The 24,018-nt window shown below is 35.8% G+C and carries 18 protein-coding genes and 2 pseudogenes; 17 read left to right on the top strand and 3 right to left on the bottom strand.

The window, feature by feature from the left end; translation table 11 throughout:
• The first annotated feature begins 41 nt into the window (after positions 1-41).
• Together BkAM31D_RS14705 and hpf are read left to right on the top strand one after the other, a co-directional pair.
• Entirely contained in the window at positions 42-803 is a 762-nt protein-coding gene (locus tag BkAM31D_RS14705; protein ID WP_066150946.1) for a thermonuclease family protein, read from the top strand.
• Positions 804-1,223: 420 nt separating this feature from the next.
• A complete protein-coding gene (gene hpf / locus BkAM31D_RS14700) occupies positions 1,224-1,781 on the top strand; it encodes a ribosome hibernation-promoting factor, HPF/YfiA family (protein ID WP_066150943.1) in 558 nt (185 codons plus the stop codon).
• A gap of 54 nt (positions 1,782-1,835) precedes the next feature.
• Here hpf and BkAM31D_RS14695 read toward each other — a convergent pair whose 3' ends face one another.
• The gene (locus BkAM31D_RS14695; protein WP_235820284.1) at positions 1,836-2,732 is read right to left on the bottom strand and encodes a CAP domain-containing protein; all 897 of its coding nucleotides are present in this window, start codon (positions 2,730-2,732) and stop codon (positions 1,836-1,838) included.
• A 229-nt stretch (positions 2,733-2,961) separates the two neighbouring features.
• On the opposite strand from BkAM31D_RS14695, the pseudogene BkAM31D_RS14690 reads away from it, so the two are divergent.
• The 4 genes and pseudogenes from BkAM31D_RS14690 (at position 2,962) to BkAM31D_RS14680 (ending at position 7,038) form a co-directional block, all read left to right on the top strand.
• Positions 2,962-4,250: pseudogene (locus tag BkAM31D_RS14690) on the top strand (glycosyl hydrolase family 18 protein).
• A 181-nt stretch (positions 4,251-4,431) separates the two neighbouring features.
• A pseudogene (bioB, locus tag BkAM31D_RS14685) lies at positions 4,432-5,447 on the top strand (biotin synthase BioB).
• A gap of 341 nt (positions 5,448-5,788) precedes the next feature.
• Positions 5,789-5,920, top strand: coding sequence for a hypothetical protein (locus tag BkAM31D_RS24410; RefSeq protein ID WP_257391574.1), 132 nt, complete (start codon positions 5,789-5,791; stop codon positions 5,918-5,920).
• A 149-nt stretch (positions 5,921-6,069) separates the two neighbouring features.
• A complete protein-coding gene (locus BkAM31D_RS14680; RefSeq protein WP_066150933.1) occupies positions 6,070-7,038 on the top strand; it encodes a S8 family peptidase in 969 nt (322 codons plus the stop codon).
• Positions 7,039-7,176: 138 nt separating this feature from the next.
• On the opposite strand, the gene BkAM31D_RS14675 is transcribed toward BkAM31D_RS14680, so the two are convergent.
• On the bottom strand, positions 7,177-8,466 hold the full coding sequence (locus BkAM31D_RS14675) for an MATE family efflux transporter (RefSeq protein ID WP_084372013.1): 1,290 nt from the start codon (positions 8,464-8,466) through the stop codon (positions 7,177-7,179).
• Positions 8,467-9,004: 538 nt separating this feature from the next.
• Here BkAM31D_RS14675 and BkAM31D_RS14670 point away from each other — a divergent pair.
• The 5 genes from BkAM31D_RS14670 (at position 9,005) to BkAM31D_RS14650 (ending at position 15,807) form a co-directional block, all read left to right on the top strand.
• On the top strand, positions 9,005-10,297 hold the full coding sequence (locus BkAM31D_RS14670) for a sugar ABC transporter substrate-binding protein (RefSeq protein ID WP_066150930.1): 1,293 nt from the start codon (positions 9,005-9,007) through the stop codon (positions 10,295-10,297).
• 128 nt (positions 10,298-10,425) lie between these two features.
• The gene (locus tag BkAM31D_RS14665) at positions 10,426-11,760 is read left to right on the top strand and encodes a carbohydrate ABC transporter permease (RefSeq protein ID WP_257391573.1); all 1,335 of its coding nucleotides are present in this window, start codon (positions 10,426-10,428) and stop codon (positions 11,758-11,760) included.
• Between the two features lie 3 nt (positions 11,761-11,763).
• On the top strand, positions 11,764-12,609 hold the full coding sequence (locus BkAM31D_RS14660) for a sugar ABC transporter permease (RefSeq protein ID WP_066150924.1): 846 nt from the start codon (positions 11,764-11,766) through the stop codon (positions 12,607-12,609).
• A gap of 273 nt (positions 12,610-12,882) precedes the next feature.
• Positions 12,883-13,899, top strand: a complete 1,017-nt coding sequence (locus BkAM31D_RS14655) for a LacI family DNA-binding transcriptional regulator (RefSeq protein ID WP_066150921.1) — start codon at positions 12,883-12,885, stop codon at positions 13,897-13,899.
• Positions 13,900-14,142: 243 nt separating this feature from the next.
• Complete coding sequence (locus BkAM31D_RS14650; RefSeq protein ID WP_066150918.1) at positions 14,143-15,807, top strand: glycoside hydrolase family 13 protein; 1,665 nt, start codon at positions 14,143-14,145, stop codon at positions 15,805-15,807.
• Positions 15,808-15,931: 124 nt separating this feature from the next.
• Here BkAM31D_RS14650 and BkAM31D_RS14645 read toward each other — a convergent pair whose 3' ends face one another.
• Positions 15,932-16,540 (bottom strand): lytic transglycosylase domain-containing protein, encoded by a 609-nt coding sequence (locus tag BkAM31D_RS14645; RefSeq protein ID WP_066150915.1) that lies wholly within the window; start codon positions 16,538-16,540, stop codon positions 15,932-15,934.
• A 219-nt stretch (positions 16,541-16,759) separates the two neighbouring features.
• Between BkAM31D_RS14645 and BkAM31D_RS14640 the strand changes: the two genes are divergently transcribed.
• From BkAM31D_RS14640 to BkAM31D_RS14615, 6 genes are all read left to right on the top strand, one after another.
• The gene (locus BkAM31D_RS14640; protein WP_066150912.1) at positions 16,760-17,140 is read left to right on the top strand and encodes a DUF1499 domain-containing protein; all 381 of its coding nucleotides are present in this window, start codon (positions 16,760-16,762) and stop codon (positions 17,138-17,140) included.
• 284 nt (positions 17,141-17,424) lie between these two features.
• Positions 17,425-18,291, top strand: a complete 867-nt coding sequence (locus BkAM31D_RS14635) for a carbohydrate ABC transporter permease (protein WP_084372012.1) — start codon at positions 17,425-17,427, stop codon at positions 18,289-18,291.
• On the top strand, positions 18,291-19,118 hold the full coding sequence (locus tag BkAM31D_RS14630) for a carbohydrate ABC transporter permease (protein ID WP_066150906.1): 828 nt from the start codon (positions 18,291-18,293) through the stop codon (positions 19,116-19,118). Before BkAM31D_RS14635 ends, BkAM31D_RS14630 begins: the two co-directional genes overlap by 1 nt.
• Before the next feature lie 78 nt (positions 19,119-19,196).
• Complete coding sequence (locus BkAM31D_RS14625) at positions 19,197-20,486, top strand: ABC transporter substrate-binding protein (RefSeq protein WP_066150903.1); 1,290 nt, start codon at positions 19,197-19,199, stop codon at positions 20,484-20,486.
• A gap of 146 nt (positions 20,487-20,632) precedes the next feature.
• Entirely contained in the window at positions 20,633-22,399 is a 1,767-nt protein-coding gene (locus BkAM31D_RS14620) for a sensor histidine kinase (protein WP_439951160.1), read from the top strand.
• Positions 22,380-23,927, top strand: coding sequence for a response regulator transcription factor (locus BkAM31D_RS14615; RefSeq protein WP_066150898.1), 1,548 nt, complete (start codon positions 22,380-22,382; stop codon positions 23,925-23,927). The genes BkAM31D_RS14620 and BkAM31D_RS14615 overlap by 20 nt, the downstream gene beginning before the upstream one ends.
• Positions 23,928-24,018 lie beyond the last annotated feature (91 nt).

The following is a 24,018-nucleotide window of genomic DNA, read 5'->3' as shown; positions in this document are numbered from 1 at the left end:
ATAATATAATTGATGATAAAAGAAAGCAAGGTGTATGGAATATGCAGTTGAAAAAACTATTTAGTTTCATTGTTTTAATAAGTGTTTTACTATTTGGTTGTTCAAATGAACTTATTACAGAAAGTTCAAATAAAGAGAGCAATAGTAAAGAAGCAGTTGAGCAAAGATTTATTCAAGCATCAGTCGTAAGAGTTGTTGATGGAGATACTCTCATTGTTAAGCTTGATCATAAAAAGGAAGAAAGAGTGAGGTTATTACTCATAGATACTCCTGAGTCGGTGCACCCAGACAAGCCAGTCCAGCCATTTGGAATTGAAGCAAGTGAAATGGTTAAAGAATTAATGAAACCAGGTGATTTAATTCATCTTGAATTAGATGTCAGTGAAAGAGACAAATATGGTCGCTTACTAGCCTATGTATGGATAGAGGATAAAATGGTGAATGAGCTTTTACTTGAAAAGGGATTTGCGCGAGTGGCTTATGTATACGCTCCAAATACGAAATATGTTGATCAATTTTACGATATTCAAAAACAAGCACAAGAGAGAGGTATCGGAATATGGAGTCTTGAAAATTACGTAGTAGATAGGGGGTTTAATGAGGAAGTTTATCTGGAAAAAGATAATCCTTCTCATTCTGATCTTAGTTGTTCAAACCCGATGATAAAAGGGAACCATAGTTCACGTGGAGATTTCATTTATCATGTACCAGAAGGACAGTATTATGACCAAACAAACGCTGAAGAAATGTTTTGTACAGAGGAAGAAGCTAAGGCTGCAGGCTATCGAAAATCAATGAAGTAATTTCTTCAAATTGTTAATTTGTCATATATTGAGAGAGCAGAAAGCAAGCATAGAATATACTTATAATAATCATTAAACCAATCAAGCCGGTCCAAGTAAAATTAGGAATTTCATCATTCTTTGATTTGTTTTTCATGAGCCCCTCCTTCAGGTTAATTATGAGGGAAGAAAGACTCCACTATCGTTTAGTATAGTGGAGTCTTTCATTGAAGATGGCAGGGCGCTCCCGCCTCTTCATTTGTTATCATACCCAATCGTAGTAATAGTATGTATCGTTTGATGTTGTAAAGATTGATTGAAAGGTCAAATTATTCAGTGATATAGGTCACAGCAGATCTGAAAGCAATGTAGTATTCTCTAAGTAGAAACAGAATAGCTTTTGTTTCCAGGGAATATCAAAAGGTTCAGGAGGAGATCATTATGAGATTCAACATTCGCGGTGAAAATTTACAAGTAACAGAAGCATTAAGAGAATATATTATGAAAAAAGTAGACAAATTGGAGAAATATTTTGATGAGCCGATCTCTGCTGAAGTCCAAGTTCGCTTAAAAGTCTATGAGAAAAGCACTAAGGTTGAAATAACCATTCCAATAAGAACATTGTTACTTCGAGCTGAAGAGCAGCATGATAATATGTATGCGGCAATTGATTTAATTGTAGATAAGCTCGAGCGACAAGTACGTAAATATAAAACAAAGATGAACCGTAAGCCACGTCAAGAAAAAGCACAGAATAAAACGAGCACCCATTCTGTTTTGTTACTGGAGCCAGAGATTGACACAGAGATAGAGGAAGAATACAACCACATTGTCAGAACAAAACGCTTTAATTTAAAACCGATGGATGTTGAAGAAGCCATCTTACAAATGAACTTACTAGGACATGAGTTTTTTGTATTTACTGATGCTGAGACCGAAGAAACGAACATCGTATATCAACGGAATGACGGGAAATATGGAGTTATTGAAACAGCATAATAGAAGTAGCACTTTGCAACAAGCAAAGTGCTACTTTTTTCTTTTACTCGTGTTTTAACGGCTAATAAACATTTGAGTCCAGTAATTTCCGCTTTCTTGATACCCAACTCCAATATGAGTATATTCGCGGTTTAAAATATTGGCACGGTGACCTTCGCTATTCATCCATGCTTGTACAACTTCTTCAGGAGTACGCTGTCCTTGTGCAATGTTCTCCCCAGCGGTGTTATATTGTACTCCAAAATCTCGCATCATGTCAAAAGGAGAACCGTAAGTTGGACTTGTGTGTGAAAAGTAATTATTTTGCTGCATGTCATTCGATTTTGCTCTAGCTACATTGCTTAATGAAGCATCGGCTTGTAAATCAGGTAGCCCGTTATTTCTTCTTTCGACATTCGTTAAATCAATTACTTGTTGTTCAATTTCACTAATCCCTTCAGTTGGTTGGGATTGTGGTTCTTCTTCAGGAGCAGCTTCACTTGGTTGTTCCGGTGGAGTTTGTTGTGGTGTTTCCGGGCCCTCCGGTTGTTGTCTAGCAGGTTCACCAGCAGGTTGACCAGGTTGCTCTGGAATTCCAGCGCGTAATCTTCCAGCTATTTCTTCTGGGCTGAGTTGAGTGGCATTTTCTGGTAACAAGCGAACAATTTCTTCTGGTGAAAATTGATCTATGCCTCTAGGTAAGTGATTGACAATATCAGGAGGCAATAAACGCTCAATATCATTTCGAGTTAGTTGTGCTGACTGTGTGACTTCAAAATCATATTTAGCGTGTTGAACTTGAATTGGTTTCGTGTGTGGGAACTCTTTACTTGATTGTGATGTGTAATCACTAGAGATTTGTCCAACTCCCATTCCTTGATTTTCCATCGTTGCATTATCGCCATTATTACAAGCAACAAATAGAAGCAAAATGAGGCTGATTAATCCTAAATTAAACAGTTTTTTTGGCATGGGTAATTCTCCTTTGAAATTTTATTTTTTTTTTATTATCAAGTTATTAAAGGAAAAACATACAACGTTATATAAAAGACGGTGTTGAAAAAAATGGAAAAGCTAATAAACCTGTTCGTTCGCTATCTTAAGTCCTATTGCAAAAAATCGTTTGTATAGGTCAGGCACCCGTTTATAAACAAGTGAATATTGTTGTAAAGATGATAAGTCAAAAGAGGAGGACGAGTCTTTGCAAATACATGTTGTTGAACAAGGAGAATCTCTATGGCAAATCGCACAAACATACGGTGTTCCATACCAGGCAATTGTTGATGCGAATCAGCTTCCGAACCAAGATCAATTAGTTATTGGGCAAGCTATTGTAGTGCCAATAGAGGGAAGGTTTCATTGGTTAAAACAAGGAGAAACGTTACGGGATGTCAGTAGATTATATCAAGTACCAGTTCAAGAAATTGCAGAAGTTAATCAATTTAGATCGACAGAGTTGATTCAAGCGAATGCTAAAGTATATGTTCCTAAAGATGATCGACAAAAGCCCACTATAGAAGTAGGTGCCTATGTTGATTTAGGCATTACGGGGGAGGAATCACCTCAATATGTAGATCAAGTTGGAGAATTTTTAACATATCTTCAAATCTTTAGTTATGAGGTAAATGCAGATGCTACTCTCACCCCCATTAATGATCAAGCAATCATTAACACAGCTTATCAGAATCGTGTTGTCCCGTTAATGGTTATTACAAATTTAGAAGAAGGGCTTTTAGCACAGAGATTGCAACTACAATTCTGCAAAATGAAGAGTTACAAGATCGACTGTTAGACGAAGCAATCGCTATTATGGATGAAAAGGGATATTTAGGCTTAGATTTTGATTTAGAATATTTAGGAGCAGAAAACCGAGAGCAATATAATCAGTTAATGAGAAAAGCGAGAGCACGATTGGACGCAAAGGGTTATTATTTATCAAGCGCACTTGCTCCGATTGTTGAGCCTGGTATGGTCGGTGTACTATATGAAGGTCATGATTATGCAACTCATGGAGAGATTGCTGATTTTGTCTTCTTGATGACTTATGAGTGGGGCTGGACAGGTGGGCCACCTATGGCTGTATCGCCGATTAATCAGGTAAGGAGAGTAATCGAATATGCAACATCTGTAATGCCAAATGACAAGATCATGATGGGAATCGGTTTATATGGTTATGATTGGACATTGCCATTTGTGGAGGGAGAAACAAGAGCGAGAGCAATTGATCACCAGGAAGCTATCCGTTTAGCGGCTACTTATAATGCTGAAATTCAATATGATCAAGAAGCGCAATCTCCTTTTTTTCGTTACGTAGATGATAATGGCCTCGAGCATGAAGTGTGGTTTGAGGATGCAAGAAGCATTCAAGCTAAATTTGATTTAGTAAAAGAGTTTGGATTGAGAGGATTTTATTATTGGGTATTAGGTTGGGAATTCCCTCAAAATTGGTTGTTAATTGATGCTAACTTTACTGTAAATAAACGTGTGTAGGTTTTGAATAAAAAAGGTGTAATTGGTTAATGGTTATAAGTTTAGTTGTTAATTATAGCTATTAGACCAATAGGAAGATGAAAAAATGTTAACTATTTTAAGAATAATGGTTAACATTTTTTTATTTTAATTGTAAACTTGAACTTATATAAGGTTGACAAAAAGAAATGGAGGAATCAACATGACTAAATGGATGAAATTTGCTGAACGTGTACTAGAAGGTGACCAATTAACAAAGGATGAAGCTCTATCAATATTAAACTGTCCTGATGATGAGTTGTTATTGTTAATGCATGCAGCCTTTCAAATTAGAAAACAATACTATGGAAAAAAGGTTAAACTCAATATGATAATGAATGCAAAATCTGGGCTCTGCCCTGAAAACTGCGGTTATTGTTCCCAGTCGTCAATTTCTGAAGCAGAAATTGATTCTTATCGTTTCGTTAATAAAGAAACTCTATTAAATGGTGCAAAAAGGGCTAATGAGCTTAATGTAGGAACCTATTGTATTGTTGCAAGTGGACGAGGACCAACGAATAAGGAAATAGAACAAGTAGTTGATGCTGTAACAGAAATTAAGGATACATATGGTTTAAAGATCTGTGCATGCCTTGGTATATTAAAACCAGAACAAGCAATACGATTGAAAGAAGCGGGGGTAGACCGATATAATCACAATGTTAATACGTCGGAGAATAATCATCTGAATATCACAACATCTCATACGTATCAAGACCGTGTTAATACAGTTGAAACGGCAAAAGAGTCGGGTCTATCCCTTGCTCAGGTGTCATTATTGGGATGAGAGAAACGAAGGAAGATGTTGTAACAATGGCTCAAAGTTTAAGAGCACTTGATGCAGATTCTATTCCTGTTAATTTTTTACATGCTATTAAAGGAACGCCGCTTGAAGGGGTGGATGAACTTACACCTGTATATTGTTTAAAAGTATTGGCCCTTTTCCGATTTGTAAACCCAACAAAGGAAATAAGAATTTCTGGCGGAAGAGAGGTTAACCTACGTTCACTTCAACCACTTGGATTATATGCAGCTAATTCAATTTTTGTTGGAGACTATTTAACTACTTCAGGTCAGGAAGAAACAGAGGATCACAAGATGTTAGTTGACCTCGGTTTTGAAGTAGAGACAGTAGAAGAAATGAGAAAGAATGTAGCGGTAGAACAAGGAAAGGCTTAGATTGTGAGCAATCACACGTAAAACTAATTCTTTTGCCCTCCTCATAAAAAAATGATTAGCTTTCTACTAGGAATTTAGTAAGAGGAAGTCCAATCTGTGTCTATATTTATCAGTATAATCGAACGAATGTTCGTAAAAATGATGAATCAACATTGGTTGTCATGATACAATTGAATAGACATATATTCCATAAATATCCTTATCGTACAAAAAAAGACTCTTGCTGATTGTTTACACAGATAAAATAGGCAAGAGTCTTCATTTTAAGAGTTGTGACATAAATAGTCTTGCCAGTTTGAATACTGAGTAGGACTATTTTTATCATCGGGAGGTGGTTAATTGTGTTGGAGTGGCTAGAGCGGTTATTACAATTAGTCGTGCTTGTTGCCACAATTTTTTCTACCATCACACTAGGGTTAAAGAATCTAAAAGAATTAAGAAAGAAATCAAAAAGAAAAAGACGATTTCCATAAAGTGAAATCGTCACTGAAAAAATGTCTGCGTTTAAATTATAATACGGATTATTAGAAATAATGTGTAAAAGTTTAACTATTTAATGAAATGTAAGAATGGTACGAGGATAGGAATATATGTCACTACTATATCATGAGGAGGAGACTTAATGAGTAAAGTTGGTTTAATTCCTTATAAAATTGAAACGGTAGTAAAAGAAACTAAGGTTGTTCCACCAGGAATTGAATTAATTCAGGCACCCTCTTTATGGAACCAAGGTATTACTGGAGAAGGGGTCGTTATCGCAGTTTTAGATACGGGATGCGACACCAGCCATTTTGAACTAAAAGATCAAATCATCTCTGGCTATAACTTCACAACTGATGATGATAGTAATCCAAATATATTTGAAGATTATAATGGCCACGGTACGCACGTATGTGGAACCATTGCAGCTGCAGAAAATGGTAAAGGTGTAATTGGTGTGGCTCCGAAAGTTCGATTGCTCGTGTTAAAGGTATTAGGAGGGCAAGGTTTTGGTGATACAAGCTGGGTAACAGAAGGGGTTCAATTTGCAATGAATTGGAGAGGGGAAAATGGCGAACGTGTTCGAGTCATTTCGATGTCTTTAGGAGGTAAAGAAAAAGATCTTGCTCTTCATCAAGCAGTTCAAGCTGCGGTTAAAAAGGATATACTTGTTGTATGTGCAGCAGGTAATGAAGGCGATGGAGACGACCAGACAGATGAATATGCTTACCCTGGCGCCTTTCCAGAAGTCGTACAAGTTGGCTCCGTTAATAATAACAGAGAGATTTCTAAATTTAGTAATACAAATTGCAAAATTGATCTCGTTGCCCCTGGTGAGGATGTGTTATCAACTTATTTAAACGGAGAATTTGCAGTCCTATCTGGTACGTCAATGGCAGCACCTCATGTGTCTGGAGCTGCTGCATTGTTAATTGAAAAAGGCGAAAAAGAATTCGAAAGACGATTAACTGAACCAGAAGTTTATGCACAACTGATTAAAAGGACTGTCTCTCTCCATTATAGTCGTAGATTTCAAGGGAATGGCCTTATACACTTGGCTAAAGAGCGCTTTGTTGAGATGGAACAAAGTGAGGCGAGAGCTGCGAATTAACCATTATACAACTTCAAACTTTTAACTTTTTAAGCGAAGACGTTTATATGAAAAATAAAAGAAATGAATGAAGTTATAAAATAGGGCTGACCATAAAGGAGAGAGTTTCGTATGGTCAGCCTTAAGAATTGAAAAGCGCTATGCTGAATCTTCTTTCTTGTTTGTTTTTATAAAGGACATTTGCTGCCATTTACGGCTGCGCCATCGAGCGAGCATTAAGACACCACGAAGCCATTCATCGAGAATAAAAGCAATCCAGACTCCTATTAATCCTAGACCCAAATAAATTCCAAGCGTATAAGAAACGGTCACGGAAACACCCCACATTGATAAGATCCCTAAATAAACAGGGTATTTGACATCTCCTGCAGCGCGGAGGCTATTAATGACGACAAGATTAAAGGCGCGACCAGGTTCTAATAATATCGTTAAGAATAATAATAAACTTCCAGTTGCAATAACTTCTGGATTGTCTGTAAAGATAGCGAATAATTCATTACTAAAAAGATAAAAAAGGACAGCGATAATGATGGATACCCAAATAGCGAATTTTAAACTCCGTAAACAACGATGAAATGCTTCCTCTAGCTTATTTGCCCCAACTAAATGCCCGATTAAGATTTGTGTACCTTGCCCAATCGCTATAGAAAATAAAAGGACTAGCATCATAATATTTTGAGTATAAACTTTCGTTGTAAGAGCTTCTGTACCAATTGAAGCTATAAAGTACGTAATAAGTAACTGTGATGTATTATACGAGAGATGCTCCCCAGCTGTTGGAACTCCAATTTTTAACAACGTTTTAATTTCTTTCTTAGGAAAAACTTTCAAGCTGGATAAAGGTAACTTACCATCTAAGCGTTTGTAGAGCAAAAAAAGAAGAATAATCATACCAATAAAACGACTTACAACAGTTACTATTGCAACCCCCGTTACCCCAAGCGCAGGAAAACCCAATGCTCCAAAAATAAAAACATAGTTTCCGATAATATTGAGAAAATTCATTCCAAGTGTTACGTACATCGCATCCTTTGTAAAGCCATGACTTCTGATTACAGCTCCTATTGTCATTATTAAAGCTTGAATAAAAGAAAAAGCCCCAACGATTCGTAAGTACAAAATAGCTTCATTCATTAATTCATCAGGCAAGTTCATTAGGTTTAATAATGATTCACTAAATATAAAGAGGAGTATACTAAGGAGAAATCCGATGATTACATTTGCCAAAAGAGAGACAACCGCAAATTGATTAGCTTTATGGAAGTCTTTTGCTCCTAAATATTGTGCTACAAGAATGCTCGTTCCCGTTGCGATAAAACCAAACATGACTATGACGAGCATTAAGACTTGGTTGGAAACACCAACAGCAGCGACAGAATTATCTGAATATTGACTGAGCATAAGTGTATCAGCATTACCCATAATCATATGAAGTAAAATTTCTATAAAAATTGGCCATGTGATAGCAAAAAGTGTTAATTTTTTATTCTTGTCTGAATGTATAACATACACCCCCTCGTATTTTAATGTTAGAAGCTAAAACAATTAGTATGTAATAATATAACGTTATTTTAGGGAAGATAAAACTACTTTTTAAAAATTGCTCACGATTGCATGAGTTGCACATTATTTGCACAAAAATAAGATGGATCTTCATGCTTTTTAAATATAAAATATTTTTTTGAAAAAGGTATTGTCAATTATGGAAGGTAATCGTATAATGAACTCATCGATGCAACCGTTTTCACAGTGGAGTGTGAGTGGTAGCTTTTTTTAGAAAAGTTTGTGCAATCGATTGCGTAGTTAGTGCGATTTTTGCACTATATCGTATAAAACCAATGTTATAACAACCTTAATGAATAGGGGACACTTAGCCGTCAATATTAAAAAGGTGGTGAAAAGAGCAAAAAAAGGCAGTCGTAAAACGTAAGCAACTGTTTATTACTATTTAAGGGGGAAATGAAAAATGTTGAAAAAATCAAGACTTATTAGTTTATCTTTATCTTTATCTCTTGTGTTGGCTGCATGTGGAAGTCCTGCGGAAGAGGCCCCAGAAGAGACTGGAGTAGACGGTGGTACTACAGAGGAAGCTATTGATTTCGAAATTGTTCCAGAAGAGGGTGCACAATTATTGCTTTGGAGTGACGGCGATGAGCAATTAGACTGGGCTGAATTGATGGCAGAGAAGTTTGAAGAGGAATATGGCGTACCTGTCCAAGTTGAAGAAGTTAACCAGGAGGATGCACCTGAACGATTGGCAACAGATGGACCTCAAGGATTAGCTGGTGATGTATTTGCTTCTACGCACGATCGGATAGGACGAGCTATCTCTGCGGGTCTAGTACTTGAAAACTTTTGGCCAGAACAATATGAGGAAGAGTTCATGGAAGCAGCTATTACGGCTACATCATTTGATGGAGAACTTTATGGCTATCCAAGTGGTATTGAAACGTATGCACTATACTACAATACAGATCTAGTAGAAGAAGCACCACAAACAATGGATGAATTATTTGAGATAGCAAAAGAATTAACGGAAGGCAGACAATTTGGATTTATGATGGAGCCGCAAAACCTTTACTTCTTATATGGTTTTCTTGGTGGTTACGGTGGATATGTTTTTGGTGACGAAGGCACAAACCCTAGTGATATTGGATTGAACAATGAAGGTGCTGTTCAAGGAACGAAAGATGTTCTCGTTCGTTTACGTGAAGAAATCCTTCCAAGAATGGCAAATGAGGATATCACCTATGATGTTCGAACAGCACTATTTGAAGAAGGAAACTTAGCTTTTGATATCAATGGTCCTTGGGCAGTACGTGGATATGAACAAGCAGGAATAAATTTCAATGTTGCACCATTACCGGTTCTCGGAAATGGAGAAAACCCTACTAGTTTCTCAGGTACTCGTGGATTTTACGTCAACGCTTATACAGAATATCCTGATGCTGCATCTTTGTTAGCTCAATTTATTACAAATGAAGAAAACCTATTACTTGCTTATGAAATCACAGGTGCTCTCCCACCACGTTATGCTTTAACAGAGCATGAAGACATTCAAAGTAACGATATCTCAGTTGGTTTCCTTGAACAGGCAACACATGCAGTGCCAATGCCGAATATTCCGGAAATGCCACTGGTTTGGGAACCAATGGAAGCTGCTTTTGCAGACATTTGGAATCGTGGTGCTGATGTTCAAGAAGCGTTAGATCGTGCAGTTAATACAATAGAAAATGCGATAGCTGAACAACAACAGTAGTAGGCTGTTTGGATAACAGTCCTAATAGAAAGATGGTACAGCGAGGGTGTTTATTGGATATCCCCTAAACTCTCTCGCTGAAATCACCATTACACACGATATAGTGTTCACGTTTAAAAGGGGGAAATATGATGTCAAACGAATTTGAAACAAAAGCGTCCCATAAAGATAAAAGCCATAGCAAAATAGCAGCGTTGCTGTCTGTTCTGTTTATGGGACTAGGTCAAATTTATAATAAGCAATACTGGAAAGGAATTACTTGGGCTATATTTGAGTTAATTGTAATTATTTTCTTTATTAAACCAATCGCTAATGGATTACATGGACTTATTACATTGGGCGAGACGCCGCAAGTGAGACAAAGAGGAAGAATTATTGATCAAGGTGACCATTCTATCTTATTGATGGCTGAAGGTTTAATGATGGTTATTGTCCTTGTTGCAGTTATTGGCATTTATTATTTAAGTGTTCGTGATGCTTACCTTGTAGGGAAATTACGTGAGCAAGGCCAAAAAATCTTGAGTTTTAAAGAATCGGTACGAAATGCTTGGGATAATGGTTATGCTTATATCCTAATAACACCGACGGCGATCTCGATGCTTTTGTTAACGGTGTTTCCACTAACATTTACAGCTTTAATTGCATTTACAAACTTTTCATCTCCAAACTATTTACCTCCTCGAGCACTAGTTGACTGGGTAGGAATTGAGCAATTTGTTCGATTGTTCACAATGGAATCATGGCGAGGAACCTTTTTAGGGGTGTTTTCTTGGACGATTATCTGGGCAGTGTTATCTACTCTCCTTGTTGTATTTGCAGGACTATTTGTAGCCGTTGTCCTTTCTCAAAAGGTTGTTAAGTACACAAAGTTCTGGAGAAATATTTATATTATACCTTGGGCAGTACCTGGGTTTGTTAGTATCTTAATTTTTAGAAATATGTACAATGGTCAGTTCGGTGTAATTAATGAAATGTTACAATCGATTGGTTTAAATCCTGTCCCATGGTTATCTGATCCAATGTGGGCAAAGGTTGCTGTGTTGTTAACAAACCTATGGCTTGGTTTCCCATTTTGGATGGCTCTCTTTACAGCTGTACTTACAACAATAAGTAAAGAACTATATGAAGCGGCTGAAGTGGACGGGGCGACCATTGTTCAACAGTTCCGTAAAATTACATTCCCAATTGTAATGGTTGCAGCTGTACCGTTAATGGTTTTCACATTCGCATTTAACTTTAATCAATTAACATTTATTTATTTAATGACAGAAGGTGGTCCAGCAAATGCGAACTACAATTATGCAGGACACACAGATATCTTGCTTTCTTGGATATTTAAAATGACATTAGATAATGGTCAATATGCGATTGCATCAGCTGTTGCTTTAGTGGTCTTTTTGATCATTGCTGGGTTTGCGTATTTCAACTTACGAAATACAAAAGCCTTGAAAGGGGATGTATAAGAAATGTTTAATCCTAAAGTAAAAAGGGTTTTAAATTCTATTATCGTATATGGCATTTTGATTCTCCTAGCGATTATTTGCCTATTTCCTGTTTATTTTATCTTTATTGGTTCAGTAAATCCAGGATCATCGTTACATTCATCACAAATCTTTCCAAGTCCCGCTGACTGGAATTGGGGTCATTACAGGGCACTATTTGAGAAGCACGATTATGTAACGTGGTACAAAAATACGATGTTTATCGCAGTCTCTAATATGGCGATTTCTACCGTCTTTGGAGTCTTGTCTGGATATGCTTTCTCGAAATTTAAGTTTAAAGGTAAGAAGCAAGGGCTAATGGCAATCATTATCTTGCAAATGTTCCCGACGATTATGGGAATGATTGCTATTTATACTTTACTTGGTTCTTTCGGACTTTTAGACACACATCTTGGGTACATTCTAGTATTAGCTGCTGGTAGTGTTGCTTTTAACACATGGATTGTTAAAGGGTTCTTTGACGGAATTCCAAATAGTTTAATGGAGGCGGCTCGGATTGATGGAGCATCAAATACTGATATTTTTCTTAAGGTAATGTTACCATTAGCTATGCCAATTATAACGTTTATTGCCTTTAATAGTTTTGTTGCTGCAAGTATGGATTTTATAATGGCGGAAGTTATTCTAAGATCTAGTAGCAACTGGACGTTGGCTCAAGGGTTATTTACATTAGTTTCAGGACAAGCAAATAACAATTTTACAGTATTTGCAGCTGGAGCCGTTCTGATTTCCCTTCCACTTATGGCTTTATTCTTTATTTTCCAACGTTATATTGTTGAAGGAATGACAGCTGGAGCTGAAAAAGGTTAAACAGAAGTAAAGTAGGTGGGATAGTTGTTTAATAAATTTAAGTTCCTTTCAATCATTTTATTAATACTTGCCGGTGGAATGTTTCTATACTCTGCGTTGTTAATCTGGATCGTAACATCGACTTAGATTCGATTTAGAGTGAGGCATTATCTTAGTAATGGATAATGCCTCATTTTAATGTAACATTTATAAAAAAATAAATTGTTTACCAACCAAGCAAGGGCTACAATATAGATGAAGGATAGGTTAGAAACTAGGCAGGAGGTGATACCGATGGCGGTCACTATAAAAGATGTGGCAAAACGGGCTAATGTTGCACCGTCGACGGTATCTCGAGTTATTGCAAATAGCTCACGGATAAGTGATAAAACGAAAGAACGTGTAAGAAAGGCTATGGATGAGCTAGGTTACCATCCGAATTTCAATGCAAGAAGCTTAGCGATCAAAAGCACAAAAACAATAGGAATTGTGATGCCCAATTCTGCGAAGATAGCATTTCAAAATCCCTTCTTTCCAGAGGTCATCCGTGGAATAAGTATGAAGGCTTATCAAGAGGGTTATGGACTTTATTTATCTACTGGACAAACAGAAGAAGAAATTTTGGAAGAAGTAAAACAAATGGTTTATGGCGGACGAGTCGATGGGATTTTACTCTTATATTCACGTGTGAATGATAAAGTAATGCCATTTCTATTGGAGCAGAACTTTCCCTTCGTTTTAATTGGTCGTCCTTACAATATTGACGAATCTCGAGTTTCCTACGTCAATAATGACAACTTTAAAGCTGCCAAAACAGTCACAGAATATTTAATGTTATTAGGTCATGAACGTATAGGTTTTATCGGTGGTAACCTTGACTACGTTGTAACAATTGATCATATGAAAGGATATGAGCAAGCATTAAAGAATGCTAATATCCCAATAAGAAAAGAATTTATCGTGCATCATGAAGAGTTGCAAGAAGGGGGACAAGAAGCAGTTATAGAAGTTATGTCACTGGTTGAACGACCAACTGCTTTAATTGTTGCCGATGACATAATGACTTTTGGAGTTCTAAAAATGCTTGCTGACATGAATGTAGAAGTACCAAAGGATATGTCAATTGTGAGTTTTAATAATGTCATGATATCAGAACTTTCTTCTCCAACGATGACAACGGTAGATATCCATATATATGATCTAGGTTTTGAAGCAACGAAATGTTTGATTAATAAGATTTCTGATCCTGAATGTGGCGAAAAAAAGATCATTGTTCCGCATAAATTAATAAAAAGACAATCATGCAAATGAAAGGTTATCTCAAATGTCTAAGAGGGCATTTGAGATAACGAAATTCAAAGGGTTGTAAATAGATGTTAAGGGTTTAAAAGGTAATATTATCATTGTAATTTGGGGAACTTTAGTAGTATAGAACGCTTTACTGGAGAATAAGAATCAAATATCAAGCGTAAAGGATATTATAACGATTTTGTGCAAACGATTGCGCAGTTTGTGTGGTTGTGATATTTTATTATTAGATGAGGAGGAATTTTAATGAAAAAGACATGGTGGAAAGAAGCTGTAGCTTATCAAATATATCCAAGAAGTTTTATGGATTCAAACGGAGATGGAATTGGTGATATTCAAGGAATCATTTCGAAGCTTGATTATTTAAAAGATCTCGGAATTGATGTTATTTGGGTATGTCCGATATTTAAATCTCCTAATGATGACAATGGTTACGATATCAGTGATTACAAAGGGATTATGGACGATTTTGGTAGTATGGACGATTTTGATCAATTATTAAAAGGTGTTCACGATCGAGGAATGAAGTTAATATTGGATTTAGTTATTAACCATACGTCCGATGAACACCCTTGGTTTATTGAATCAAGGTCATCAAAGGATAATCCTTATCGAGATTATTATATTTGGGATCCAGGTAAAAATGGCAAAGAGCCAAATAATTGGGAATCAATCTTTGGTGGTTCTGCTTGGGAATATGATGAAGATAGTAAAGAATACTATATGCATGTATTCTCACGAAAACAACCTGATCTAAATTGGGAAAATCCTGATGTTCGAAAAGAACTATATGAAATGGTAAATTGGTGGTTAGATAAAGGCATTGATGGCTTCAGGGTGGATGCGATATCTCACATTAAGAAAGTACCTGGATTCCCGGATATGCCGAATCCTAAAAAACTAAAGTATGTACCGTCTTTTGAGGGACATATGAACCGTGAAGGGATTCACGAATATCTCGATGAATTAAAACGAGAAACGTTCTCTAAATATAATATTATGACTGTTGGTGAAGCGAATGGTGTGAAAGTGGATCAGGCAGACAAATGGGTAGGAGAAACGGAAGGGTGCTTTAATATGATCTTTCAGTTTGAGCATCTCGACTTATGGGGAAAAGGCAAAGACTCCGGTCTAGATTTACAAGGTTTAAAAGAAACATTAACAAAATGGCAAAAAGGGTTAGATGGATTAGGTTGGAATGCTCTTTTTCTAGAAAATCATGATCAACCAAGATCTGTATCTACTTGGGGAAATGACAATGAATATCGTGTTGAATCTGCTAAGGCGCTAGCAACAATGTATTTTCTGATGCAAGGTACGCCTTTTATTTATCAAGGACAAGAGATTGGAATGACTAATGTCCAATTTGACTCAATCGCAGATTATAATGACGTCGCAATAAGAAATCTGTACCGCAATGAAACTGAGAATGGAACTTCTCATGAAGAAGTTATGGAAATAATTTGGAAAAGCGGACGTGATAATTCACGAACGCCAATGCAGTGGAATGATGAAACGAATGCAGGTTTTACGAAGGGGCAACCTTGGTTGAAACTAAATCCAAATTATTTAGAAGTAAACGTTGAACAATCGATGCAAGATCCAAATTCGATCTACCATTATTACAAAAACTTAATTCATTTGCGTAAAGAACATCATGCTTTAATTTATGGAAGCTATGAACTAATTTTAGCAGAACATAAGAAAATATATGCGTATACGAGGACATTCGAAGATAAGACAATCATCATTTTAGTTAATCTCTTTGATAAAAAGACAACTTGCGTATTACCAGAGACTATTACGTTTGATTCATTACAGTTGCTTATTAGTAACTATGAAGAGAATGAAGGAAATGAAAATGAAATTGCGTTAAATCCTTATGAAGCAAGGGTCTATCGTGTGAAGTAAGGGGAAATGAACGATCTAAAGCCTTGGAGGAGAAGATAACTACTCCTCTAAAGGTTAAAAGGTGACTTGTATTGCTCATTGCTTTTGGATTGTCCTTTAGGTTGGGACAATCCTTTTTAGTATTTTACTGATAACAAAATGAAAAATCTTTTGTCTCATAGTCGTTCATGTAGATTTCATAATAATAGTTAACTTTATCAACGTAATCTTGACTACGATTGTAAGCAAATAATGCTTTTTCAATGTCACCATTACTAGCTCCATGATCAGCAAGGTATTTTGCAGCTGTATGAGCGGAATCATTAATGTTAAATGGATCAGCTTTACCGTTGCCTGTGGCATCAATGCCGTACCCGCCATACTCATTAATGACAGTAAGATCTGTAAGATCAATATCATCATTAATATCTCCTAGCTCTGTACCTGGATACGCCCAACCAATCCAGGTCCTAGGCATGAATTGAAAATGGCCAATTGCACCTACATGACTCACCATTGGATCCATGGTTGAAAAGAGAGTCTCAACACGGTGAACAGCGGCTAACAAAGTCCAGGGGATAGAGTATTCTTCAGAAGCAACTTTATAAATGGGAATGTAACAACTTGGAATTGTTTGATCAGAGAGTGAGAATTCAAGGAAGCCTCTTCTAACCTCTGATTTGTAATGGTTTCCTGTTATAACTAAAAATCCAATTATGAAACAGAGAATAAGGAATAATAAAGCTTTTTTCATTAATAACCTTGCACCTTTCGTTGAAGCTTTTCTATTAAATACAAAATATAATACAAGATAATGATTTTATCCTATAGATAGAGATATAAAAAGTCAATGGATGTTTGATGACATTCCATCGTAATATAACTTGCTAGGGATCTAATTGAAATTGTCTAATGATTCGTGTATCTTCATAAGACAGGGAGATTATGATGCAGGTTAATATAGGAGGTAAAGATGACAGCACTAAGAAAAATTGTAGGCTTATGGAAAAACTTTGAAGAGACAAGTGAAAATCCAAAGTTACCAGGACTGAAAACTCGCTATTATAAGAAAAGTCGGGAAGCGATGCTTGAAAGTGTAAAAAAAATAGCAAATAATAAGCTTCCACAATGGAAGATTTTAAAGGTAGATGAGGAACGTGGTGAAATAACGATGGAAAAAGAAGGTATGTCTGCTTCTGTCATGGTTATAACGGTTTTTAAAATTAACCCTATTCGTTCTGCAATTGATGTTTACTGTGCAAAGAAAGGATCTTTTGGTGATTTAGGTAGCAGCTATCAATCTATTCTAACATTTTTCAAAGCCTTAAATACTGAAGTGACACCAGAAGACTAAGTTACCTTTTTAGAGTGTTTATCTTAGTAGAAATGCCATTGAAAAAGGTGAAACACAGACCTTTTTCAGTGGCATTTTTGTGAGAGTTGTCTTGTTCAGATGAATAAATCATGATGTCAAAATTGTGCACCTTTTTTGTCAATCTAGTCAGTATTCTTTCACAGTAGCTCATTTTATAATGAATGTATGAAAGCGATTTCAAAAAAGGGCGGTGATACAGAGTGAATACTGTACTAGAAACTAAGAAAGCTAAGTTGAAAAGTGTAACAACGAAAAAGACAAGAATGAAAAAGATTCTGTCGTATCTTGCCTTTGTAGGACCTGCACTTATTTTCTTTATCGTCATTCAAATTATACCCTTTTTCATGGGAGTCTATTATTCTTTTACTTCTTGGAATGGGATCAGTTCAGCGACCGAATGGGTTGGGCTTGAAAATTATAAGAAGATTTTTACCAATGATGAGAGATTTTTCGATTCTTTTATGTTTACAACGAAGTTTATGTTTGCAGCTGTATTAATTAGTAATATTATTGGTTTTTCCTTTGCTCTGTTGCTAAACAGTGCTTTGAAGACTAGGAATCTACTTAGGACTGCTTTCTTTATTCCGAATGTTATCGGTGGTCTTCTACTAGGATTTATTTGGCAGTTTATCTTTGTAAGAGGGTTTTCTGCAATTGGTGAAATGACCAATATCTCCTTCTTTCAACAAGCATGGTTAGGAGATGCACAAACTGCATTTTGGGGAATTGTAATCGTATTTGCTTGGCAAATTAGTGGATATATGATGGTCATCTATATTGCTGCTCTACAAGGTGTCGATACATCGCTGCTAGAAGCTGCGAGGATTGACGGAGCATCTACGTTTACGACTTTAAGAAAGATTATTATTCCTCTCATTTTACCAGCATTCACAATCTGCTTTTTCTTGACGATCTCGATGGCCTTTAAGATATTTGACCTTAACTTATCGTTAACCGGTGGAGGTCCCTTTAATTCAACTCAATCGGTTGCCATTAACATTTATCAAGAGGCCTTTACTAATAATAATTATGGGTTAGGTTCTGCTAAGTCGATTCTATTTTTTGTAGTGGTTGCTATTTTCACGACACTTCAGGTTATGCTAACAAAACGGAAGGAGGTTGAGGCGTAATGAGTAAAAGGTATACAAAAAAGACTTTTGTTTTGGAGATCTTTGCGATCATTGTCGCTTTCATCTTCTTAATACCCTTTTATTTTGTCATTGTAAACTCATTAAAGGGCTTCTCGGAGATATTAATAGATGCTGCTGCCCTACCAAAAGAATGGTTATTCTCGAATTATATTAAAGTTTGGCAAATCTTAGACTTCCCTCGAGCTTTTTGGAACTCATTAACGATTACGGTCTTTAGTAATATTGGGCTTGTTATTATCAGTTCAATGGCTGCCTGGAAGATGGTTCGAACACCGGGGAAAATTAGCAAAACGTTATTTGTCTTCTTTGTAGCCGCAATGGTAATTCCGTTTCAAACGGTTATGATTCCTTTAGTAAAACTAGGTGGAATGTTGGGAATTATGAATAGTATACCTGGAATCATTCTCATGTATTTTGGGTTTGGAGTACCTTTGTCGTTGTTTCTTTATCATGGGTTTGTGAAAACGGTACCAATAGAGGTAGAAGAGTCAGCTAGAATAGATGGTTGTTCTCAGTTTGGGGTATTTTGGAGAATTGTTTTTCCTCTATTAAAGCCCATTACTGTAACAGTTGTCATTTTAAATACATTATGGATTTGGAATGATTATCTACTCCCGCTTTTAGTTTTACAAGATGCTTCATTACGGACAATTCCATTAGCTACAAGTTCGTTCTTTGCTCAGTATACGAAACAGTGGGATATGGGTCTTGCAGCATTAGTGCTAGGGATCACACCAATTATTATTTTCTTCCTATTTTTACAAAAACACATTATTAAAGGGATTGCTTCTGGATCCATCAAGTAACAATGGTATTAAATTTTTGTAGTTGACCTACAAAAAGTATATTTATAAAAAAACAAGGGATTTGAGGAGGGCAATTGCATGAAAAAACGTTTATTCTCTACTTGTTTGTCGATGATAATGGCTGTGGGGTTAATGGCTGGTTGTTCATCAAATGAAAGTGGAAATTCAAGTGCAGGTGAGGGGACTCAAACTGAAAAAAATGAGGAAGTTGTCACGTTGAATTTCTTCCAGTTCAAAGTTGAAATCGCTGACCAGTTGCAAGAAATGTTAACAGAATTTGAAGCTGAACATCCTAATATTAAAGTGAAACTAGAAACTGTAGGTGGAGGAGCTGATTACGGAGCTGCTTTAAAAGCAAAGTTTGCTTCTGGGGAAAAACCAGATATCTTTAATAATGGGGGCTTTAATGAATTAGAACTATGGAAAGAGCATTTAGCAGACCTTTCAAATGAGCCTTGGGTGGATCATTTACTGCCAATAGGTAAAGTACCGATGACAGATGAAGACGGCACATTATATGGTATGCCTGTTAATCTTGAAGGATATGGATTTATTTATAATAAAGATTTGTTTGAGCAAGCAGGGATTGAAGAGCCACCTGCTACAATGGCTGAGTTACAAGAAGTTGTTCAGAAACTAGAGGAAAATGATATTACTGCATTTGCAGCTGGTTATGCAGAGTGGTGGGTTATTGGTCAACATTTATTGAATATTCCTTTTGCACAGCAAGAGGACCCAGTCGCTTTTATTGAAGGGTTAAAAGATGGATCTGAATCGTTTATTGGAAATAAGCATTTTGAAGAGTTTAAACAAGTAATTGATACTGAAATTAATTACGGAAATTCAAATCCATTAACAACAGACTACAATACTCAGGTTACCTTATTTGCATCTGGAGAAACAGCCATGATTCAACAAGGTAACTGGACTGAAAACATGATTTACCAGATTAACCCTGAAATGAATATGGCCTTTTTGCCAATCCCACTAAATGATGAGGAAGGGGCGAATCGAATTCCGGTTGGTGTGCCTAATAACTGGGCATTAAATAAGGACTCTGAGCATCTTGAAGAAGCGAAGGTATTATTAGATTGGATGGTTTCATCAGAAACAGGCCAACGTTACATGACCGAAGAATTTGCTTTTATCCCTGCTTTTGATAACATCGAACCGGCAGGATTAGGAGCATTAGGAGAATCTATTCTTGAGTATTCTGTTGAAGACAAAACAATTCCTTGGACTTGGTTTAGATGGCCTGATGGAGCGAACCAAGACTTTGCAGCAACTATTCAAGAATATGTCGCGGGTCAAATTGAGTATGAAGAAGTACTAGAAAAATTTCAAGCAACTTGGGATAATTTAAAATAATGCTAGATCGTTACTGTCATTAATAGGTGAATGTTTTAAATTGACAGTATAGTATTGAACTACAATTAGTGTTCGAGGTTGTCTCAGGTCAAAAATTGCCCTTGAGACAGCCTTTTAAACTATGAATGTCTATGTGTAAAATGGAGGTGTATTCGTTGTTAAGAACTAGTATTCGAAACAAATTAATCATTCTACTGTTGTTAATAACGATCATCCCATTTGGTAGTTCTATTTTTGTTACCTATATTTATACAAAAGAATCATTAAAGGAACAATCGATTCAAGAAAACGTAAATTTGCTTTATCAAGGAAAAATAAACATTGAGAATTATTTAAGAGAACTAAACAATTTCACTTTCTCTTTTTATAATAATCCTGAGTTTATGAGCTACTTAAGAAAAAGTGAGATTGGTGAATATGCATCAAGAGGAGTTGCTCATAATGTACTACAATCATTATTGTATAGCGATGAAAGTGTTTATCGTGCATCAATGTCGGTTGTGAAGCATGGAGAGCACTTTACTGTTTCAAAACGTTCTACCCTTGTTTCCACTGAATTATTAAATCCAGAAATGATTGATTATTATAAAAAGGCAAGTGAAAGTCCAGCTAACTTATATATTGAACCTTTAAATGAATTCAATCGGTTTACAATACACAGGGTTTTTAGAGATGTACCAGCTAATCATATTTTAGCGTATGTATCATTGGAAGTTAGACCTGATAAGGTTAACGAATTAAGTAATTACCTGTATCATGAAGGGGCAGAAGAATTCTATTTATTGAATCAGGAAGGCGATCTAATTTTCAATTCGGAACCGAACAGAATGAACGATTACGAGTGGAAGGATGCCTTACTCACGATACCAGAGTCAAGAGGTACAATGGGTTGGACAGATGCAACTTTTGAGGGTGTCATCTTTTTTGAAACAATATCGGAAGCTGCTGGTAGTTGGATTTTGGTAAAAAGAATCCCTTATACAACTCTATATGAAAGTGCATACGGGGTTGCAGCAATAAATATTTTCTTTGGAATAATTGGTTTATCTCTTGTTGTTCTAGCAACATTTTTTGTTTCTTTTAAAATTACATCACCGATAAGAATTCTAGTACAAAACATTAAAGAGGTTGAGGAAGGAAACATGAAAGCGCAGTTTCAATCTCTCGGCACAGATGAAATTGGAGTTCTTGGTGATCGGTTTAAGTCAATGATTGAAAAGATTAATCACTTAATTAATAGAGAATACAAGCTGGAGCTTGAGAACAAAACGAATCAATTAAAAGTATTGCATTCACAAGTTAATCCGCACTTCTTATACAATACATTACAATCAATAGGAACATTAGCATTAAAAAGCAAAGTGCCAGAAATATACGCTTCGCTTACTCATCTTTCACAGATCATGCGATATAGTATGAATATGAGTGAGGATGTTGTATCAGTAGAAAAAGAAATAAATTATATAAAAGCATATATGCACCTGCAAAAACAAAGGTTTGGTGAGGATCTAGATTTTAAAATTGAAGTGGATGATGAGGTTCTTGCTAATCAGGTACCTAAGATGATTTTACAACCAATAATAGAGAATTATTTTAAACATGGATTTGTTACTCGAGACGGTGTAGGAGAAATAAAAGTGAAGTGTAAGAAGAAGGACACCAATTTGTTTATTTCAGTAAGTGATAATGGTATTGGGGTTTCTAAACAAAGGTTGAAGGAGATAAATCAGTATTTAGAAGAGCAGTCAATTGGCTCTCACATTGGTTTGAAAAATGTTTTGGCGCGTTTGCAACTCTATTACAATGAAAATGTCATCTTTAAAATTCAAAATCGGGAAAAGGGTGGATTTTTAGTTACGATCAAGCTTCCTTTAGAAATGGAGTTGAATACAAATGAAAGCGATCATAGTTGATGATGAAAAACATGTTCGTGAAGGATTATTGCTACTAGTTGATTGGGAAAAGCATGGGATCGATCAAGTGCTTGAAGCAGTTGATGGCAAGCAAGCGATGAGTTATATCAGTGAGTATAAGCCTGAAATTATATTTACTGATATGAATATGCCTAGATGTGATGGAATTGATTTGTTGAAATGGATTGATTCATGTAAGTTAAATGCAAAAACGATTGTTTTAAGTGGGTATGATGACTTTCGTTACACGAAAAATGCTATTACATTTGGAAGTTTTGATTACTTATTAAAACCGATAAATCCTGATGAGCTAGACGAAACAGTAACTAGAGCGATAAAGAAATGGAAGGAAGAAAATAGAGAAAGGTTAATGTTACTTGAGAATGAGAAGGTGATTATAGATCGGCTTCTAACGACTAATTTACAGCAATCAACCATGCTTGATCAAGTTGTACAGCAAATTTCTAAAAGAGAGGCCATTGATATAAAAATTGAGAACTATACTATTGTAATTATCCCTATGGATGTTCTGACAAGATTGAGGTTTGATGATGACGAAGATAAGGCTTTTAATCACCTCCTGCCTATATGCAATAATATACTTACTAAAAGACATGGAATTGCTTTTCGGCACACAAATAAAAAAGAGCTCATTCTTCTTTTTTGGCAGCCGTTATATGTCAAAAAAGTGGTCTCGCAAATAACTTTCGCTTTGCGTTCAACTTTACAATTTGAATGCATGCCAATTATAGGAAGAACTGTCATGAACTTGAATGAAGCTTATGATACGGCAACACAGTTAATCGGATCATTAAATTTGTTAAGCAAGAATCATTATAATAAAAAGTCTGCTGAGCAGTACATTTATTTGCTTGATCAGGCAGAGGAAGTAAGGTGGGCAATTCAAAGTGGAAATATGGAGCAATTGGATCAAGTCATTTTGCCATTATTCGATCAAATAATGGAAGACCGCTCTTTCACAGTCGAACAATTAAAAAGTTGGGAAAATCAATTTGATATGTTGAGAGAACATTGGCTGAAAGAATATGAAATTAAACAATTGAATGTCTCTTATAGGAGGCTGGAGTACTGGGATGATTATGGAAACTTTTCTTTTGAGCTGTTTAAAAAAGAAAAGTTAAAAGAATTTCATGAGTTGATGCAGCTTGTTTACAATGTTAAGTTCAAAAAAGAAGAGTCAACTGTTCAAAGAATTGAGGAATACATTCGATTGAATTACCAAAAAGATATTAAGCTTCAAGACATTGCTGAACGATTTTATTTAAGTAGAGAGTATATCTCGAGAAAATTCAAACAGGAATATCATGCTACAATTACTGATTATATGACAAGAATAAGAATCGAAAAGGCAAAGGAATTACTCGAAAATCCGTTTTTGAAAATATATGAAATTGCTATTGCAGTTGGATACCAAAATGATAAATATTTTATTAAGGTATTTAAGAAAATAGAAGGTATTACTCCAAAAGACTATCGTAATAAAATCAAGTCAGTTCGATCAGAATGATTGAATTTTCCTGTTGCTATTCCAAAAGCTATATCTTAAAATTAATATTAAGTTAGGAAAGCGTTATCAAGATTTGATTGCTACAAAGGAG

The sequence above is a fragment of the Halalkalibacter krulwichiae genome (assembly GCF_002109385.1).
Classification (GTDB): domain Bacteria; phylum Bacillota; class Bacilli; order Bacillales; family Bacillaceae_D; genus Halalkalibacter; species Halalkalibacter krulwichiae.
The sequence above is the reverse complement of the archived record's forward strand: the minus strand, read 5'-3'. Positions and strand labels throughout refer to the sequence as shown.